The sequence below is a fragment of the Pseudoduganella sp. LjRoot289 genome, from assembly GCF_964252925.1.
GTDB lineage: Bacteria > Pseudomonadota > Gammaproteobacteria > Burkholderiales > Burkholderiaceae_D > Rugamonas.
The window spans coordinates 703,731-721,974 of the sequence record NZ_CAXUPN020000001.1 but is presented as its reverse complement, the minus strand read 5'-3'; the positions used below and the strand labels follow the sequence as shown (position 1 = coordinate 721,974).

Annotated in this window: 16 protein-coding genes; 7 read left to right on the top strand and 9 right to left on the bottom strand. The window is 65.0% G+C overall.

The features are described from left to right. The first annotated feature begins 59 nt into the window (after positions 1-59). A complete protein-coding gene (locus ACSQ8Y_RS03190) occupies positions 60-1,514 on the top strand; it encodes a c-type cytochrome (protein ID WP_436265014.1) in 1,455 nt (484 codons plus the stop codon). Between the two features lie 8 nt (positions 1,515-1,522). Here the strand turns inward: ACSQ8Y_RS03190 and ACSQ8Y_RS03185 are convergent, their stop codons facing one another. Together ACSQ8Y_RS03185 and ACSQ8Y_RS03180 are read right to left on the bottom strand one after the other, a co-directional pair. Next, complete coding sequence (locus ACSQ8Y_RS03185; RefSeq protein WP_436265013.1) at positions 1,523-1,891, bottom strand: c-type cytochrome; 369 nt, start codon at positions 1,889-1,891, stop codon at positions 1,523-1,525. A gap of 9 nt (positions 1,892-1,900) precedes the next feature. Further along, a complete protein-coding gene (locus tag ACSQ8Y_RS03180) occupies positions 1,901-2,617 on the bottom strand; it encodes an alpha/beta hydrolase (protein ID WP_436265012.1) in 717 nt (238 codons plus the stop codon). A 239-nt stretch (positions 2,618-2,856) separates the two neighbouring features. On the opposite strand from ACSQ8Y_RS03180, the gene ACSQ8Y_RS03175 reads away from it, so the two are divergent. Genes ACSQ8Y_RS03175 through ACSQ8Y_RS03160 form a run of 4 tightly spaced genes read left to right on the top strand, consistent with a single transcriptional unit; the run spans position 2,857 to position 8,462 of the window. After that, positions 2,857-4,131: a dicarboxylate/amino acid:cation symporter gene (locus ACSQ8Y_RS03175; protein WP_436265011.1), complete on the top strand. Its 1,275-nt coding sequence runs from the start codon at positions 2,857-2,859 to the stop codon at positions 4,129-4,131. A gap of 26 nt (positions 4,132-4,157) precedes the next feature. Beyond that, positions 4,158-5,240, top strand: coding sequence for a porin (locus ACSQ8Y_RS03170; RefSeq protein WP_436265010.1), 1,083 nt, complete (start codon positions 4,158-4,160; stop codon positions 5,238-5,240). Between the two features lie 28 nt (positions 5,241-5,268). Then, on the top strand, positions 5,269-7,131 hold the full coding sequence (locus ACSQ8Y_RS03165; RefSeq protein WP_436265009.1) for a sensor histidine kinase: 1,863 nt from the start codon (positions 5,269-5,271) through the stop codon (positions 7,129-7,131). Beyond that, positions 7,128-8,462: a sigma-54-dependent transcriptional regulator gene (locus tag ACSQ8Y_RS03160; RefSeq protein WP_436265008.1), complete on the top strand. Its 1,335-nt coding sequence runs from the start codon at positions 7,128-7,130 to the stop codon at positions 8,460-8,462. Before ACSQ8Y_RS03165 ends, ACSQ8Y_RS03160 begins: the two co-directional genes overlap by 4 nt. Positions 8,463-8,506: 44 nt before the next feature. On the opposite strand, the gene ACSQ8Y_RS03155 is transcribed toward ACSQ8Y_RS03160, so the two are convergent. The 3 genes from ACSQ8Y_RS03155 to rpsO form a co-directional block, all read right to left on the bottom strand. Then, positions 8,507-8,944 carry a DUF29 domain-containing protein gene (locus tag ACSQ8Y_RS03155; RefSeq protein ID WP_436265007.1) on the bottom strand — a complete coding sequence of 146 codons (438 nt, stop codon included), beginning with the start codon at positions 8,942-8,944 and terminating at the stop codon, positions 8,507-8,509. A gap of 111 nt (positions 8,945-9,055) precedes the next feature. Beyond that, positions 9,056-11,179, bottom strand: a complete 2,124-nt coding sequence (gene pnp / locus ACSQ8Y_RS03150) for a polyribonucleotide nucleotidyltransferase (RefSeq protein ID WP_436265006.1) — start codon at positions 11,177-11,179, stop codon at positions 9,056-9,058. Between the two features lie 177 nt (positions 11,180-11,356). Further along, positions 11,357-11,626: a 30S ribosomal protein S15 gene (gene rpsO / locus ACSQ8Y_RS03145; protein WP_436265005.1), complete on the bottom strand. Its 270-nt coding sequence runs from the start codon at positions 11,624-11,626 to the stop codon at positions 11,357-11,359. A gap of 160 nt (positions 11,627-11,786) precedes the next feature. Between rpsO and ACSQ8Y_RS03140 the strand changes: the two genes are divergently transcribed. Continuing rightward, positions 11,787-12,281, top strand: a complete 495-nt coding sequence (locus ACSQ8Y_RS03140; RefSeq protein WP_436265004.1) for a hypothetical protein — start codon at positions 11,787-11,789, stop codon at positions 12,279-12,281. A 48-nt stretch (positions 12,282-12,329) separates the two neighbouring features. Here the strand turns inward: ACSQ8Y_RS03140 and ACSQ8Y_RS03135 are convergent, their stop codons facing one another. From ACSQ8Y_RS03135 to ACSQ8Y_RS03125, 3 genes are all read right to left on the bottom strand, one after another. Then, a complete protein-coding gene (locus tag ACSQ8Y_RS03135) occupies positions 12,330-13,877 on the bottom strand; it encodes a 2-isopropylmalate synthase (protein ID WP_436265003.1) in 1,548 nt (515 codons plus the stop codon). Between the two features lie 43 nt (positions 13,878-13,920). Next, positions 13,921-14,799, bottom strand: a complete 879-nt coding sequence (gene pssA, locus ACSQ8Y_RS03130) for a CDP-diacylglycerol--serine O-phosphatidyltransferase (RefSeq protein ID WP_436265002.1) — start codon at positions 14,797-14,799, stop codon at positions 13,921-13,923. A 104-nt stretch (positions 14,800-14,903) separates the two neighbouring features. Then, on the bottom strand, positions 14,904-15,662 hold the full coding sequence (locus tag ACSQ8Y_RS03125) for an SIMPL domain-containing protein (RefSeq protein WP_436265001.1): 759 nt from the start codon (positions 15,660-15,662) through the stop codon (positions 14,904-14,906). Positions 15,663-15,812: 150 nt separating this feature from the next. On the opposite strand from ACSQ8Y_RS03125, the gene ACSQ8Y_RS03120 reads away from it, so the two are divergent. Next, the gene (locus ACSQ8Y_RS03120; RefSeq protein ID WP_436265000.1) at positions 15,813-16,229 is read left to right on the top strand and encodes a YidB family protein; all 417 of its coding nucleotides are present in this window, start codon (positions 15,813-15,815) and stop codon (positions 16,227-16,229) included. 91 nt (positions 16,230-16,320) lie between these two features. On the opposite strand, the gene ACSQ8Y_RS03115 is transcribed toward ACSQ8Y_RS03120, so the two are convergent. Next, positions 16,321-18,123 carry a sensor domain-containing phosphodiesterase gene (locus ACSQ8Y_RS03115; RefSeq protein WP_436264999.1) on the bottom strand — a complete coding sequence of 601 codons (1,803 nt, stop codon included), beginning with the start codon at positions 18,121-18,123 and terminating at the stop codon, positions 16,321-16,323. Positions 18,124-18,244: the final 121 nt, after the last annotated feature.

Here is an 18,244-nt window from a genome sequence, read left to right as displayed (position 1 = left end):
CGGTTTGCCTCGGATGGCGGTAAGATGCGCGTTCCCAACCACAACTTTTTCCATTTGCCATGAACAAGTCTTTGCGCCTTGCGGCGCTGGTTTGCCTGTCCGCGCTTGCCCCGCTCACCTCCCACGCTGCCGTCCATCCCGGCGACAAGCTGTACCAGGCGAATTGCGCTTCCTGCCACGGCGTCCGCATGGAAGGCGCCGTCGGCCCCAGCCTGGTCGACCAGACCTGGCTGCACGGTGCGCCGACCAAGGCCAACCTGATCAAGATCATCGGCAAGGGCGTGGCGGACAAGGGCATGCCGCCCTGGTCGCCGACGCTGAGTTCGACGCAAATCGCCCTGCTGGCGGACTATGTGGCGGCTGGCGCGGCGGCTCCGGCCAAGGCGGCACCGGCCGCAAGCGCCGCGGCAAGCACCACGGCAAGCGCTGCGCACACGCCAGCGGAGAAGGCCGCGGCATCCGAGAAAACCCTGCCCGGCATGAGCGGCTTCAAACTGCCGAAAGGCTTCCGCATCGCCGTGTACGCGGACAAGGTGGAAACCGCGCGCGCCATGGCGGTGTCCGACAGCGGCGTGGTCTACGTCGGCTCGCGCAAGGCGGGCAAGGTCTACGCGCTGGTGGACGAGAACAAGGACGGCGTGGCCGACAAGGTGGTCACCATCGCCGAAGGCCTGCAGAACCCGATCGGCGTCACCCTGCTGAACGGTTCCCTGTACGTGGCCGAAGTGTCGCGCATCATCCGCTTCGACAACATCGACGCCAGCTATGCGAAAAAGCCGGCCTACAAGGTGGTGAAGGACGACCTGCCGAAGGATGGCTGGCACGGCGAGAAATTCATCAGGACCGGCCCGGACGGCAAGATCTACGTCCCGATCGGCGCGCCCTGCAACACCTGCAACAAGGAAGAACAGCCCTACTCCAAGATCTGGCGCATGAACGCCGACGGCAGCAACTTCGAAGAATATGCGCGCGGCATACGCAACACGGTGGGCTTCGCCTGGCATCCGCTCAGCAAGGAAATGTGGTTCACCGATAACGGCCCGGACATGATGGGCGACAACACGCCGTCGTGCGAACTGAACGTGGCGCCGAAAGCCGGCCTGCACTTCGGCTTCCCCTACTGCCACGGCGGCGTGCTGCCGGATCCGGAATTCGGCAAGCTGCAGGCATGCGAACAGTTCGTCGCGCCGGTGGCCAAGCTGGGCCCGCACGTGGCGCCGCTGGGCCTGGCCTTCTACACCGGCACCCAGTTCCCGCAGCAGTACCGCAACAACCTGTTCGTCGCCGAACACGGTTCGTGGAACAGGGAAAACAAGATCGGCTACAAAGTCAGCCTGGTGACGCTGTACAACAGCAAGGTGGTCAGCACCACCACCTTCATCGACGGCTTCCTGCGCGACGGCGACGACGTGGTCGGCCGCCCGGTCGACATCGCCGTGCTGGCCGACGGCTCGATGCTGATCTCCGACGACCACGGCGGCCGCGTCTACCGCGTCACCTACGAAGGCAAATAACTATTTAACTATTGCGCCGTACGCAGATACGCCACCAGGTTGGCGATCTGCTGTTCATCCCCGATACCCCAGAAACGCATCTGGTTGCCGGGGACGACTTCCTTGGGCGACTTGAGGAAAGCCGCCAGCGTCTGCTCGGTCCACACGATGCCGGACTGTTTCATCGCGGGCGAATAGCTGTAGTCCGCCGTCGCCCCCGCCCTCCTGCCCACGATGCCGTTCAACTGCGGCCCGAACGCGCCACGCGCCGCCGGCCCCACCTGGTGGCACGACGCGCAGCGTGCAAACGCCCTCTTGCCCGCCGCCGCGTCCCCAGGCGCCGAAAGTGCCAACCCCGGCGGTACCAGTACAAGGACCAGTAGCACATACTTTCTCATGCAAGCTCCTTAAGCATACGGCTGGCCGCCTATGCTGCGCAAAACCAGCGCCAGCGTTTCCTCGAAGCGCACGGCCTGCTCGGCCAGCAGGGACCACATGCGGTTGTGCTCGGCGCCTTCGACCACGTGCAGCACGCTGGACCGGGCACGGACGGCGGATGCCACCAGGCGCTGCGGGATCTCGAGCGGGATCACGCTGTCGTGTTCGGCGGCCAGCACCAGCAGCGAACCTTCGAAGCGGGACAGGATGTCCCAGGCGTCGCTGTCGGCCCAGCTGCGCTCGCGGCGGATGATGCTGGAGAAATCCGGGCCGAACGGCACCTCGTAGGCTGCCGGGGTGTAGATGCCGGGCACCATCAGCACCAGCGCATCGACACGGTGTTGCTGCGTGAGCCGGATGGCGTTGTAAGCGCCCATGCTGACGCCAAACACTGTCAAGGGTTCGTGCAGGCGGCGCGCAGCCAGCACGGCTTGCGCCTGGCGCGTGCGGCTGGCCACCGACGAGTGTGCCAGTTCCCCGCCGGTCTCCCCGTGCCCGATGCAATCGAAGCAGCTCGTCCCGACGCCGTGCCGCTGCAGGGCCGAGCGCAGCAAATGATGGCCGTGGCGCGTGCTCGTGCCTGCGCCATGCAGGTACAAGGCATTGTTGGAAACTGCGCCTTCGAAATGGTCGCCCCTCAGCTCGCTGCCCTCATAGGCGACGCTGAATTCGCTTGTCTGTGTCATGACTGCCTGGGTTGGTTGGGAAGCCTGGAGTGTACCAGTCCAAGTATCCATACGCAGCCCCGCGCGGCAGTCCAAAGATCGGGACGCATGCGCGCGCCCTCCACCGGGATGCCAAAAATTATCTTATAAAAATCAAACACATATAAAAATTCCATCCCGTTTTATCGGCAGGCACAGCGCTTGCTATTGAGTCAGGACCCCGCCAACCGCGCGAGGATTTGACAACAACGGAGATAGCCATGCAAAAGAAGCGCCCTCTTACCCTTTACATCCTGGTGGCGATGCTGCTCGGCATCGCCGTAGGCTACGCCTGCCACACCATGTTCCCTGATCGCAAGCTGACCGCCGATATCTCGGCCCACATCTCGCTGGTCACCGACATCTTCCTGCGCCTGATCAAGATGATCATTGCGCTGCTGGTGTTCTCCACCCTTACCGTTGGCATCGCCAACCTGAGCGACGGCAAAGCCGCCGGCCGCATCGGCGCCAAGGCCTTCGCCTGGTTCGTCATGGCCTCGCTGTTCTCGCTGGCGCTGGGCATGATCCTGTCGAACCTGATGCAGCTGGGCACCAATCTCGGCCTGCCGCTGCCCGCCGCGGACGCCACCACCGGCTTGAAAACCGCCGCCTTCACGCTGAAGGATTTCATCTCCCACGTGGTGCCCAAGTCGCCGATCGAGGCGATGGCCAACAACGAGATCCTGCAGGTGCTGGTGTTCTCCATCTTCTTCGGCTCCGCGCTCGGCGCGCTGGGCGATACCGGCAAGCGCCTGCTGGCCGTGATCGACGAGCTGGCCCAGGTGATGCTGCGCATTACCGGCGCCATCATGAATATGGCGCCACTGGCCGTGTTCGCCGCCATGGCCAGCGTGGTCACCACCAACGGCCTCGGCGTGCTCGCCACCTTCGCCAAATTCATGGGCGGCTTCTACCTGGGCCTGTTCTGCCTGTGGACGCTGCTGATTGGCGCCGGCTTCCTGGTGCTCGGTCCGCGCGTATTCCGCCTGGTCGGCCTGATCCGCGAACCCTTCCTGCTGGCCTTCTCCACCGCCAGCTCGGAAGCGGCCTACCCCAAGCTGCTGGTGGCGCTGGACAAATTCGGCGTGCAGCGCCGCATCTCCAGCTTCGTGCTGCCGATGGGCTATTCCTTCAACCTGGACGGCTCGATGATGTACTGCACCTTCGCCGTGCTGTTCATCGCCCAGGCCTACAGCATCGACCTGTCCATCGGCACCCAGATCACCATGCTGCTGCTGCTGATGCTGACCTCGAAAGGCATGGCCGGCGTGCCGCGCGCGTCCCTGGTCGTCATCGCCGCGACGCTGACCCAGTTCCACATCCCCGAAGCCGGCTTGCTGCTGCTGATGGGCGTGGACCAGTTCCTCGACATGGGCCGTTCGGCCACCAACGCGGTCGGCAACGCCATCGCCACCGCTGTCGTGGCGAAGTGGGAAGGCGCTTTGGGCGACGAAGAAGTGAAACCGGAAGAGCGCCCTTACATCCACGCGGCATGACCCTACAACATAAAAACGGAGCACACATGGAACACATCGTTAGCCCAATGCCGGCGCTGGCCGCGGCCCTGGCCCTGGCCTGCTGCACCGCGCAGGCGCAAGCGCAAGAGCAAAGCCAGATCAAAGTCTACGGCGTGGTGGACGCCGGCCTGGTCGTCGAACACGGCGGCGCCGCCGGCACGACGACCAATGTCAGCAGCGGCGTCGCCTCGGGCTCGCGCATCGGATTCAAAGGCACGGAAGACCTCGGCAACGGCCTGAGCGCCGGTTTCGTGGTGGAAGGCGGCGTCAGCATCGACACCGGCGCCTCCGGCCAAGGCGGCCTGACGTTCGGCCGCCAGACCTTCGTGTCGCTGAGCAGCCCGCTGGGTACGCTCAGCGCCGGCCGCCAGTACTCCCCTTACTACAAGGCCTTGCTCAACATCGCCGATCCCTTCGGCGACGGCCTGGCCGGCCAGGCTTCCAACCTGATGTCGGCCAACCGCCGCATGGACAACTCGGTGGTCTACGCCTCGCCCAAGCTGGCAGGCTGGTCGACCGACCTGGCTTACAGCGCCGGCGAAGTGGCGGGCAACGGCACGCGCAAGCGCGCGCTGAGCGGCGCCGTCAACTACGCCAACGGCCCGCTGGCCCTGGCCGTGACGCACTACCGCCGCGAAGACGCCCTGTCCAGCCTGCACGCGCGCAACAGCCTGCTGGCCGCGCGCTACACGCTGGGCGCCTACCAGCTGCACGCAGCCTACGCCGCCAACCGCGGCATGGGCACGGTGGGCGGCGGCGGCCTGGCGGTGATGGGCGGCGGCGCCATGGGCGGCCTGGTCGGCATCCCAGGCGCGGCCAGCCGCGACTTGCTGCTGGGCCTGTGCGCCACCTTCGGCCCGCACCGCTTCGCCGCTTCCGTGGTGCAGCACCTGGACCGCAGCCCGGCCGACAAGGACGCGCGCCAGTTCGGCGCGGCCTATCTGTATTCGCTGTCCAAGCGCACCGACCTGTACACCGCCTACGGCCGCATCAGCAATAACAACGGCTCCACCTTCACCGTGGGCAACGCCACCGACGACGGCAAAGGCAACGCCGCCTTCAACATCGGATTGCGCCACCTGCTGTAAAGGCGTCCGGTTTTGCTATAGTGCCGTGATGCCAGCCCAGCCCGACACTTCCGCAGCCCTCCCGGCGACCGCCCGCCGGCCCCACCGTACCCGCACCGTGTGGGGCCTGGTGCTGCTGGCCGGGCTGGCGCTGCCCTATCTCGCCTACTGGTGGGTCAATCTGCTGGCCACCGAGAAGCTGCGCACGGCAGGCGCGCAAAGGCTGGAGGTGTATGCCACCAGCCTGGAAAACCTGCTGGACAAGTATGACTTCGTGCCGCGCATGCTGGAGCTGGACAAGGAAGTGACCGGCCTGCTGGAGCATCCCGGCGACGAGGATTTGCGCGGCAGCGTCAACGAATACCTGGAAGGCCTGAACCGGCAGGCAGGCTCCAGCACCATCTACATCGTCAATCTGCAAGGCCGCACGCAAGCGGCCAGCAACTGGCGCCAAAAGGACAGCTTCGTCGGCGACGACGTCGCCTTCCGTCCCTATATCCAAGACGCGCTGCGCGGCCGCCCGGGCGGCTTCTACGGGGTCGGCACCACCAACCTGGAGCCGGGCTACTTCTACGCGCACGGCATCTACAAGGATGGCCGCATGCTGGGGGTGGCCGCGGTCAAGGTCAGCATAGAAGAGCAGGAAAAGAACTGGGCCCAGGGCGCCGACAAGGTGGCGCTGGTGGACGCCAACGGCGTGGTCTTCCTGACCTCGGCGCACGCCTGGAAATACAAGACCTTGCACCCGCTGGCCAGCGATGTGCGCGCCAAGCTGGAGCAGACGCGCCAGTACTACGCGCAGCCGCTCGCCCCCCTGAGCATCGCCTACGACCAGCCCCAGGCCAACGGCACCCGCCTGCTCGCCATCCGCGACCAGGACGGCGGGCGGGCCGCCGCGCCGCCGCGCATGCTGGCGCAGACGCGCTCGCTGGCGCCGCGCAACTGGAACTTCATCTACCTGTCCGACCTGAGCCAGGCGCGCGGCAACGCCCGCGTCGCCTTCCTGTTCACGCTGCTGGCCTACGGTTTCATCGTCCTGCTGTTCCTGTACTGGCGCCAGCGCGTGCAGTCCAAGGAGGACATGCAGCACGCCTACGACGACCTGGAGCGCATGGTCGGCGAGCGCACCGCCAGCCTGGCGCGCATGACGCAGGACCTGAGCAAGGAAGTGGACGTGCGGCGCCAGGCGGAGCAGCGGCTGCACATCACGCAGAACGAGCTGTTCCAGGCCGGCAAGATGGCGGTGCTGGGGCAGATGTCGGCCAGCATCACGCACGAGCTGAACCAGCCGCTGACGGCGTTGCGCACCATGTCGGACAACGCGGTGCTGCTGTTCGAGCGCGGCCGCCTGGACGACGTGAAGAACAACCTGAACACCATTTCCCAGGTGGTGGCCCGCATGGGCACCATCACCGGCAAGCTGAAAAGCTTCGCGCGCAAGTCGAACGCGGAACTGGCCGACGTCTCCATCCACACCGCCATTTCCAACGCGCTGGTGCTGGTGGAGCGCCGGCTGCAACTGGACAAAGTGAGCTTCGAGCTGCGCATCGACCAGGACATCTACGCGCTGGGCGACAGCAACCGGCTCGAACAGGTACTGTTGAACCTGATGACCAACGCGCTCGACTCGATGGCCCGCTGCCCGGTGCGCGAACTGCGCCTGGACGTGAGCAGTTCGCCGGAGCAGGTGCGGATACGCGTGGCCGACACCGGCCCCGGCCTGAGCGACGAAGCCCGCGCGCGCCTGTTCGAGCCCTTCTACACATCCAAGCCGCAAGGCGAGGGGCTGGGCCTCGGCCTGGCCATCTCGGAACAAATCATCCGCGACTTCGGCGGCAGCTTGCAAGCGGAACAGGCCAGTGCCGGCGCTTGCTTCGTCATCGAACTCAAAGCGGCACGGGAGACGCAATGAACAAGATACTGAACGACATACAGGTATTGCTGGTCGAAGACGACCGCACCGTGCGCGAAGGCAGCGTGCAGGCGCTGGAGCTGGCCGACTTCACCGTGCAGGGCTTCGACAGCGCCGAGCCGGCGCACGCGCTGCTGCGGCCGCACTGCCCCGCCGTGCTGGTGACCGACGTGAAGCTGCCCGGCATGAGCGGGCTCGAGCTGCTGGCCGCCGCGCACGCCATCGATCCCGATCTGCCGGTCATCCTGGTCACCGGCCACGGCGACATTTCGATGGCGGTGCAAGCCATGCGCGACGGCGCCTACGACTTCATCGAGAAGCCCTACTCGTCCGAGCAATTGGCCGACGTGGTGCGGCGCGCGGCCGACAAGCGCCGTCTGCAGCTGGAAGTGCTCAAACTGCGCGAGCGCCTGGCGCACAGCGAGGGCATAGACGCCTACCTGCTCGGCAACGCCCCAGCCATGCAGGCGCTGCGCCAGGTGATACTCAGCGTGGCGAGCCAGCCCGCCGACGTGCTGATCTACGGCGAAACGGGCAGCGGCAAGGAACTGGTGGCGCGCTGCCTGCACCTGTTCAGCGAACGCGCCAAGCACCACTACGTGCCGGTCAATTGCGGGGCGATACCCGAAACCATCTTCGAGAGCGAGTTGTTCGGGCATGAGCCGGGCGCGTTCACGGGCGCGTCCAAGCGCCAGATCGGCAAGATCGAACACGCGGAGCAAGGCACGCTGTTCCTGGACGAGATCGAGAGCCTGCCGCTGGCCATGCAGGTCAAGCTGCTGCGCGTGCTGCAGGAACGCTACATCCAGCGCCTGGGGTCGAACACGCCTGTGCCGCTGGACGTGCGCGTGATCGCCGCGGCCAAGGAGGATTTGAAGGACTATTCGGACCAGGGCAAGTTCCGCAGCGACCTGTACTACCGCCTGAACCTGATCGTGCTGCACATACCGCCGCTGCGCGAGCGGCGCGAGGACATCCCGCTGCTGTTCGAGCACTTCATGCTGGATGCGGCGGAGCGCTACAAGCGCCCCTGCCCCGTCGTCCCGGCCGCGCAGATGCAGCAGATGATGGCGCAGGACTGGCCCGGCAACGTGCGCGAACTGCGCAACGCGGCCGACCGCTTCGTGCTCGGCCTGTCCGCCTGCGACAACGCCGCGCCGCCTGCGCCGCTGGCGGAGCAGGTCGGCGCCTTCGAGCGCATGCTGATCGAACAGGCGCTGCGCACGGCCGGCGGCAACGTCGCCGACGCGTGCACTGCGCTGGCGCTGCCGAAGCAGACCATGTATCACAAGATGCAGAAGTACGGGCTGACGGCGGAGGATTACCGCTAGCGCAGACGCCAGCGGCCCATGCTGGGCGCGCCCCGCAAGCCCGCCTACTCAGGCATAAATTCCTGCGATTGGACTTGTTCAACTGTCCACGGCCAAGTCTTCGGCACGACATCGTAGTCCAGCCCTGCTTCGTGCACAGCTTTATCGCGCGCATCGCCCCACACATCGGACTGCCATTCTGCATCGTCCATCACGTGCTTCAAGCTGGGCGTACGCTCCAGCAGACGGGCAATTCGCTTGCGCTGGTCGCGGATCGTGTTGCGCCAACTTGAACTGCGCCTTTCCGTTTGATATCGCCACTTCAACAGATGGCTCAGCAAGATCGTGTAGCGGTGCGCCAGCTCATGGCGCTCACGCAAATTCAACTCGGCGATCTCCTCGGCGATATGCTCCACGTCAAGCTGGTCCCATTGCCTGTCGCGCAACAGCTGCGCTTGCTCTTGCGCCCATGCAGCGATGTCCTGGTCGTATAGCGTGCCCATGTTGTCCACCTCCTGCAGATGAGACAGTCAAACGCCGCATAAGTTCCGCGCCGGACGTAAAAAAAACCGCCAGGCTTGCGCACTGGCGGTTTTTACGAGGCTGAGCCCGGATTACTGCGCGGCGGCTGGCGCTGCGCCGTCTTCGGCGGCTTTCATCGACAGCTTCAAACGGCCGCGGTCGTCGGTTTCCAGAACCTTGACGCGCACTTGCTGGCCTTCTTTCAGGTAGTCGGCGACGGCGTTCACACGCTCGTTGGCGATCTGCGAAATGTGCAGCAGGCCGTCTTTGCCCGGCATCACTTGCACGATGGCGCCGAAGTCCAGCAGTTTCAGCACGGTGCCGTCGTAGGTCTTGCCCACTTCGACCGACGCGGTCAGTTCTTCGATGCGGCGCTTGGCTTCCTGGCCTGCGGCAGCGTCGACGGAAGCGATGGTGACCACGCCTTCGTCGCTGATGTCGATCTGGGTGCCGGTCTCTTCGGTCAGCGCGCGGATGACTGCGCCGCCCTTGCCGATCACGTCACGGATCTTTTCCGGGTTGATCTTGATGGTGATCAGGCGCGGTGCGAAGTCCGACAGTTCGGTCTTCACGTGCGGCATGGCTTTTTGCATTTCGCCCAGGATGTGCTCGCGGCCTTCCTTGGCTTGCGCCAGCGCCACTTGCATGATTTCCTTGGTGATGCCCTGGATCTTGATGTCCATCTGCAGCGCGGTGATGCCATTGGCGGTACCGGCTACTTTGAAGTCCATGTCGCCCAGGTGGTCTTCGTCACCCAGGATGTCCGACAGCACGGCGAAACGGCCGCCTTCCTTGATCAGGCCCATGGCGATACCGGCCACGTGCGCTTTCATCGGCACGCCGGCGTCCATCAGTGCCAGGCAGCCGCCGCAGACGGAAGCCATCGACGAGGAACCGTTCGATTCGGTGATTTCCGATACCAGGCGCACCGAGTAGCTGAACTCGTCGGCTGCCGGCAGCGCGGCGATCAGCGCGCGCTTGGCCAGGCGGCCGTGGCCGATTTCGCGGCGCTTCGGCGTACCGACGCGGCCGGTTTCGCCGGTGGCGAACGGAGGCATGTTGTAGTGCAGCATGAACGAGTCGGTGAACTCGCCCATCAGCGCGTCGATCTTCTGGCTGTCGCGGGCGGTGCCCAGCGTGGCCACGACCAGCGCCTGGGTTTCACCGCGGGTGAACAGGGCCGAACCGTGGGTGCGCGGCAGCACCGAGGTGCGGATCGAGATAGGACGCACGGTGCGGGTGTCGCGGCCGTCGATGCGTGGCTCGCCTTCCAGAATCTGCGAACGCACGACCTTGGCTTCGATGTCGAACAGGATGTTGCCGATTTCAACGCCATCCGGCGCGGCGGCGCCTGCGGCGGCCGCTTCGGCCGTCACGTCGGCGACCACTTCAGCCGACATCGCGCGCAGCTTGTCGGTGCGGGCTTGCTTGTCCTTGGTCTGGTAGGCCGCGCGGATCTTCGTTTCGGCGAAGTGGCTCACGCGGGCGATCAGCGCTTCGTTCTTCGGCGCTGGCGCCCACTGTACTTCCGGCTTGCCGCCGTCGCGCACCAGGTCATGGATCGCGTCGATGACGACCTTCATCTGGGTGTGGCCGAAGACCACCGCGCCCAGCATGATTTCCTCGGACAGCTGCTGGGCTTCCGATTCCACCATCAGCACGGCCGTTTCGGTACCGGCGACGACGAGGTCCATTTGCGAGGTTTTCAGCTGAGCCACGGTCGGGTTCAGGATGTACTGGCCGTTGGCGTAACCGACGCGGGCGGCGCCGATCGGGCCGTTGAACGGCACGCCGGCGACGCACAGCGCGGCCGATGCGCCTATCATGGCGGCGATGTCAGGATCGATTTCAGGGTTGACCGACAGCACGTGGATGACCACTTGCACTTCGTTCATGTAGCCTTCCGGGAACAGCGGGCGGATAGGACGGTCGATCAGACGCGAGGTCAGGGTTTCTTTTTCGGAAGGACGGCCTTCGCGTTTGAAGAAACCGCCAGGGATTTTACCGGCTGCGTAGGTTTTTTCGAGATAGTCAACGGTCAGCGGGAAGAAGTCCTGGCCAGGCTTGGCTTCCTTGCGCGCCACAACGGTTGCCAGCACGACGGTGTCTTCGATCGACACGAGCACGGCACCGGATGCCTGGCGAGCGATCTCGCCGGTTTCCAGGGTCACGGAGTGTTGGCCGTACTGGAAGGTTTTCGTAACTTTGTTAAACATGGGTAATCCCTTTCTATTTGCCGACAGATTTTCAGGAGCTGTCGTTCACCTCACCACAGACGACGGCCGGGGCCGCCGCCTTTACTGCTTTACTGCAAGTTTCATTGGCTCAGAATGACAAAATGCCCGCGGCAGAGAACTGACGCAGGCATTTGCTCAAGCCGGGACGTACAAAAATTACTTACGCAGGCCCAGTTTAGCGATCAGGTCGCGGTAACGGGTTGCATCTTTGTTCTTCAGGTAGGACAGCAGCGATTTACGACGGTTAACCATCATGATCAGGCCACGACGGCTGTGGTGATCCTTGCTGTGTGCTTTGAAGTGACCGTTCAGTTCGTTGATGCGTGCGGTCAGCAGCGCAACTTGAACTTCCGGGGAGCCGGTGTCGTTCTGGCCACGTGCGTTGTCAGCGATAATCGCGGACTTGTTGATGTTTTCTACGGTCATGATATTACCTTTCACATGCGGTGTACGGAGTCTGAACCCTGCGCACCGTGAGTACGATTGAAATAAAATCTGGCCTTGAAAGACCAGACCCGCGAGTATAGCGGAATACGCCAACCGTGGCTACTTTTAACCATCCTCGGCACATCAAGGAGTTGCAATTATGAAAAAATCGATCAGCTTGACAATATTTCCGCTGCTGCTGGCCGGCTGTGCGGGCCTGGGCGGCCCGCCGCCGGCCGTCGGCGAGCCCATGGGTGCGGTGCAGACCAAGCTGGGCCGGCCCTCGGCAACGTACAAGGCCGGCAGCGACACGCTGCTGGAATACGCCACCGGGCCCTACGGCCAGACCACCTGGATGGCGCGCTTCGGACCGGACGGCGCCCTGAAGTCCTACGAGCAAGTGCTGGCGGACGACAAATTCGCCACGCTGAAGGTCGGGCAGGCCACGCGCGACGACGTGCTGCACACGGTCGGCCATCCGGTCGAGCAGTCGTATCTCGCGCTGCGCGACCTGACGGTCTGGTCCTACCGCTACAAGCAGTCCGGCGTGTGGGACTCGATGATGCACGTGCATTTCGACCGGGCCGGCGTGGTGCGCGAGATGATGGCCGGGCCGGACCCCGACCGCGAGGAACGGCGCGGCTTCTTCCGCTAGGCAAGGGAAAACACCGGACATCGGGGCCGGGCACGGCCCCGGTGTCCTTTACTCCGTCTGCGGATTGACCCGCTCGATCTTGGAGTGCAGCTTGTTCAGCCCGGACAGATAGGCCTTGGCCGACGCCACCACGATGTCCGGATCGGAACCGACGCCGTTGACGATGCGCCCTGCGTTCGACAGCCGCATCGTCACCTCGCCCTGCGACTGGGTGCCGGTGCTGATGGCGTTGATCGAAAACAGCACCAGCTCGGCGCCCGTTTTCGCCTGGCTTTCGATGGCGTTCACCATGGCGTCCACCGGGCCGTCCCCTTCCGCGGCGCAGCTGTATTCCTTGCCGTCCATCGAAAACACCACCTTGGCGGTCGGCGTCTCGCCGGTCTCGGAGCGCTGCGCCAGCGACACGAAGCGGTAGTACTCCTTTTCCTGCGCCGTCTCCTCGTCCGACACCAGGGCCATGATGTCCTCGTCGAAGATCTCGGACTTGCGGTCGGCCAGTTCCTTGAAGCGCCCGAAGGCGGCGTTGACCTCGGCTTCCGACTCCATCTCGATGCCCAGCTCCTGCAGGCGCTGCTTGAAGGCGTTGCGGCCGGACAGCTTGCCCAGCACGATCTTGTTGGCGGTCCAGCCGACGTCCTCGGCGCGCATGATCTCGTAGGTTTCGCGCGCTTTGAGTATGCCGTCCTGGTGGATGCCGGAGGCGTGCGCGAAGGCGTTGGCGCCCACCACCGCCTTGTTCGGCTGCACCGCGAAGCCGGTGATCTGCGACACCATCTTGGACGCGGCCACGATCTGCGTGGCGTCTATGCCCACTTGCAGATTGTAATAGGCCTGCCGCGTGCGCAGCGCCATCACCACCTCCTCCAGCGCGGTGTTGCCGGCCCGTTCGCCCAAGCCGTTGATGGTGCATTCGATCTGGCGCGCACCGCCTATCATGACGCCGGCCAGGGAGTTGGCGACAGCCAGCCCCAGGTCGTTATGGCAGTGCACCGACCAGACGGCCTTGTCGGAATTGGGGATGCGCTCGCGCAGGCGCTTGATGGTGGCGCCGAACATCTCGGGCACGGCGTAGCCCACCGTGTCGGGGAAGTTGATGGTGGTGGCGCCCTCGGCAATCACGGCTTCGAGCACGCGGCACAGGAAGTCCTCGTCGGAGCGGCTGCCGTCTTCCGGGCTGAATTCGATGTCGTCGGTGTGCTTGCGGGCGAAGCGCACGGCCAGCCTGGCCTGCTCCAGCACCTGCTCGGGCGTCATGCGCAGCTTCATCTCCATGTGCAGCGGAGAGGTGGCGATGAAGGTGTGGATGCGTTTGCGTTCGGCCGGTGCCAGCGCCTCGGCGGCGCGCGCGATGTCGCGGTCGTTGGCGCGCGACAGCGAACAGATGGTCGATTCGCGCACGTGCGAGGCAATCGCCTTGATCGATTCGAAGTCGCCCTGCGAGGCGGCGGCGAAGCCGGCTTCGATGACGTCGACCCGCAGCCGCTCCAGCTGCTTGGCGATGCGCAGCTTCTCTTCGCGCGTCATGGACGCGCCGGGCGACTGCTCGCCGTCGCGCAGGGTGGTGTCGAAAATGATGAGGCGGTTGCTGGTGCTCATAACGATGTCTCCTTATGGCTAGGGTTGAACCGCCCCGGCAATGCTAGCGGCGTTCGCTCTCGTCGACCGGCTCTTCGTCGGTCTGGATGATGCTGACCGGCTTGCCCTTGGCCAGGCGCCAGACTGACACGATGTAGCCGGACAGGCCGTACGCGATGAACAGCGGGAACAGCACTTTGGGCGGATCGATGGACACCAGCGCGAAGAACAGCGCGATCAGGAACACGGCGATGAAGGGCACCGATTTGCGGAAGTTGACGTCCTTGAAGCTGTAGAACGGCACGTTGGTGACCATGGTCAGGCCCGCGAACAGGGCAATGGCGAACGAGGTCCACGACAGCTGCAGCCCCGGCATCTCCAGGTCGACCATCAGCAGCACGAAGCCGGCCACGATGGCGGCGGCGGCCGGACTGGGCAAGCCCTGGAAGAAGCGCTTGTCGACCACTTCGATATTGGTGTTGAAACGGGCCAGGCGCAGCGCGGCGCCGGCGCAGTAGACGAAGGCGGCGATCCAGCCCAGCTTGCCCATGCCGCGCAGCGACCATTCGTAGATCACCAGCGCCGGCGCGGCGCCGAAGGACACCATGTCCGACAGCGAGTCGTATTGCGCGCCGAATTCGCTCTGGGTGTTGGTCAGGCGGGCGATGCGCCCGTCCAGGCCGTCGAGCACCATGGCGATGAAGATGGCCCAGGCCGCGTGCTCGAAGCGCTGGTTCATGGCCATGACGATGGCGTAGAAACCGCAGAACAGCGCACCCGTCGTAAAGGCGTTCGGCAGCAGGTAGATGCCGCGCGAGCGCGGCAGGTTGCCCGCCCCCTCGTCCACGCCACGGGCCTTGCGCGCGAACCTGGCGAAACGCGAGTTCTTCGGCTTGGCCTGGGCTACGCCATTCTTTGCTCTGCGACGGGGGAAATTTGCCATTGGATTCCATTTCTAGTACTGCGGTCTATTCGTGCCCGGCCGCCTGGACGGCCGGAATGCGACCCTATTATATAAGGGAGGACGCCGCAAGAGAAATGGATGGCTTATTTGAATTTCACTTTACCAACAACGCGCATCTCCAGTGTGGTTTCGCCCGGCTCGAAGCTCGGCTCGGCCACTTCGGCGCTGTCCTGCGCTTTGCCGCGCATCATCATCATGGGCGCAGGGGCATGGGCGCGCTCGGCGCCCGCGTAGTTGCCCGAGCCTTCGAAGTCCACCGTGTCCAGGGTCGCATCGCCCAGCTTGCGGCCCATGGCGGCGGCGATGGCGGCAATGCGCTCGTTCAGGTTCTGGTAGGTGGCAGCGATGCGCTGTTCGTCGAGCTTCCTGGTGGCGGCCGGTGACAGGCCGAAGTACAGATTGTTCAAGGTCAGCACCTTTTGCGCGGCGGCCACCGTTTTCGGCAGCTTGTCCAGGCTGGTCGTGGTCACCTGCAGCGACTGGCCCACGCGCCAGGCGGTCGGCACGCGCACCTTGGGCGGGGCGCCGTTCGGCAGCGGGCGCTCGTCCGGATACACGGGATAGGTGTAGTAGCCCTGGGTCTTCAGGCTCGCTTGCGGGTCTTCCTTCTTGACGATGTCCAGGCCCTGCTTCATCTTCTGGTTCACGCGCGAGGCGGCGGCGGCCTTGTCCTTGTCCTGCTCTTCGATCGCCAGCGTGGCAATGGCCTGGTCGTTATTGGCGCGCACTTCGCCCTGGGCGGGAACGATGACCAGGGTGCCTGCGGTCGGCACCGACTGGGCGTGGGCTTGCGCCCCCAGGATCAGCACCGCGGCGGCGAGGATGGTCTTCTTGACGGTCATGGTTGGATGCTCCTTAGTAAATCGTGAAGCAACTGTATCCGAAATCAGCCATCCGCCACATACAACTCGGTGAGCGTTTGTAACAAGGAGGTCTTCTTGATGCGTGATAATATCAATAACATTATTTTGCCACTCAACCAGGGGAATAGCATGGGATTACTCGACCAACTCGCAGGACAGGTGCTCGGTTCGCTGGGCGCGCAGAAGCAGGATCCGGTGCCGCAAGGCGACCTGGTCAACAGCGTGATCGGCCTGATCGACCAGGCCGGCGGCCTGCCCGGCCTGCTGCAGAAACTCAGGGACAGCGGACTGGCCGACCAGGTGGCGTCCTGGGTGGGCACGGGCGACAACGAGCCGGTGTCCGGCGACCAGATCAAGGAGGCGCTGGGCGAGGGGCAACTGGCACAGATCGCGCAGCAGGCCGGCTTGCCGCCGGAGCACGCCAGCACCGGCCTGGCCCAGCTGCTGCCGCAAATCATCGACCACCTGACGCCGCACGGCGCCGTGCCGCAGGAAGACTTGCTGGCGCAGGGTATCGGCCTGCTCAAGGGCAAGCTGTTCGGCTGACAGCCAGGCCTGCACGGCCAGACGGCATGGTGCTCGAAAACTGCCATGCCGCATCGGCGGAACGGCAAGTTTCAGCTTGTCCGAATTCCGCTTATGCGACCAGGCTGGCCAGGCGCGCGGAGGCCGGCGGCACCATCGTCGCCCCGCCGCACCAGGCCAGCAGGCTGGCCACCTCCAGCGGCCGCGCGAACAGGTAGCCCTGTGCCTCGTCGCAGCCCGTCATCTGCAGGAAGGTCTGCACTTCCGCGTTCTCGACGCCCTCCGCCACCACGCGATGGCCCAGATCCCGCGACAGCGTGATCATGGTGGCCACCAGGGCCTGCTTGCGCACGTCGTCTTCCAGTCCGATGATGAAGGACTGGTCTATCTTCACCACATTGGCCGGCATGGTCTGCAAATACGACAGGCTGCTGTAGCCGGTGCCGAAGTCGTCGATGGCGAGCCGGATGCCGGCGGCGGCGATCGCTTCCAGCGTGGAGTGCGCCCGTGCGGGATGTTCCATGATGGCGCTCTCGGTGATCTCCAGTTCCAGGCAGGACGGCGGCAGATCGTACATGTACAAGCCGCGTTCCACGCGCGCGACGAAATCGGGCTCCAGCAGATTGGCGGCCGATACGTTGACCGCCACCTGCAATTCCAGCCCGGCGGCGCGCCAGGCGCGCTGCTGGCGCATGGCCGTCTCCAGCACCCAGGCGGTGGTCGCCTCGGCCATGGCCGAGCGTTCGATCACCGGGATGAACTCGCCTGGCGACACATTGCCCAGTTCGGGGTGGGTCCAGCGCAGCAGCGCCTCGGCGCCGACGCAGGCGCCGGTGAGCAGGTCGACCCGCGGCTGGTACACCAGGCGCAGCTGGCCGCTGCTTTCGAGCGCGGCGCCGAATTCGTTGAGCAGGCTGAAGCGGCGACGGTAGGCAGTGTCCGCCTCGCTCGAATACACGGCGATGTGGCTGGGATGGCCGAGCGCGTCGTGCGCGGCGCTTTGCGCGGTGCGCAGCACGTCCAGGCAATCCGCTTCGCCCAGTGCGAACGGCGCCACGCCTACCGAGGGCGTGGCGACGTAACGCGACCTGGCGCTGCTCACGGCGTTGCGCATCTTTTCCCGCAGCGTCGGCACATAGGCCTCGACCGTCATGCCCGGCGGCGCGATCAGCGCGAACTGGGTTTCGGCCACGTGGTAGACCTGGCCGCCGGGGCCGATCTGCTCGCGTATCCAGCGCGCGGCGTCTCTCACCAGCTGGTCCAGAAAGGAGGAATTCATGGCGCGCGCGGCGTTGCCCAGCTGCTCGGGCTTGGCCAGGTTGATCAGCACCGCCAGCCGCTGCTCGCCGCGCGGACGGTCGCGCTGCAGGTCCTGGAAATCTTCGATGAACTGGTTGCGGTTGGGCAGGCCGCTGAGCGGGTCGATGCGGCCCAGCGCATGCTGCAGTTCGATCTGCGACATCACCATCGCTGCCAGGTCGGCCAGGTCGGCCATTTCCTCGGCAGTGGTGACGCGGGGTTCCAGGCCCAGCACGCACATCGCGCCCAGGCAATGGCCGTCGGCCGTGGTCAGCGGCGCACCGGCGTAATAGCGCACGCCGCTGGCTGCCAGGCCGCTGTCGCGGAAGCACGCGTCTTCCAGCAGGTCCGGTATCACCAGCACGCCGCCGCTGTCGGCCACCTCGGCGCAGGGCGCCTTCAGGCGCGGGATGGAGCAGTGCTCGACGCCGACCCGCGACTTGAACCACTGGCGGTCCATATCGGTCAGCGACACCGCGGCAATGGGCAGTTTGAACAGCCGTGCGGCCATGCGCGTGATGCGGTCGAACGCTTCGCTGGGCGGCGTGTCGAGCAGGTTGAGTTTGTACAGCGCGTCTAGGCGTTTGGCTTCGTTCAGGGGGCTGGATAGTGGCATTGCTGCTCCGGTCAAGGTCGATATGACACGCGCGATGCGGCGGCGCGGGGATAATCAATGCGGGACTGGGCACTGGCACGCACCTGGAACGGCGCGAGAAATCGGCGGACAACTGAGCGGG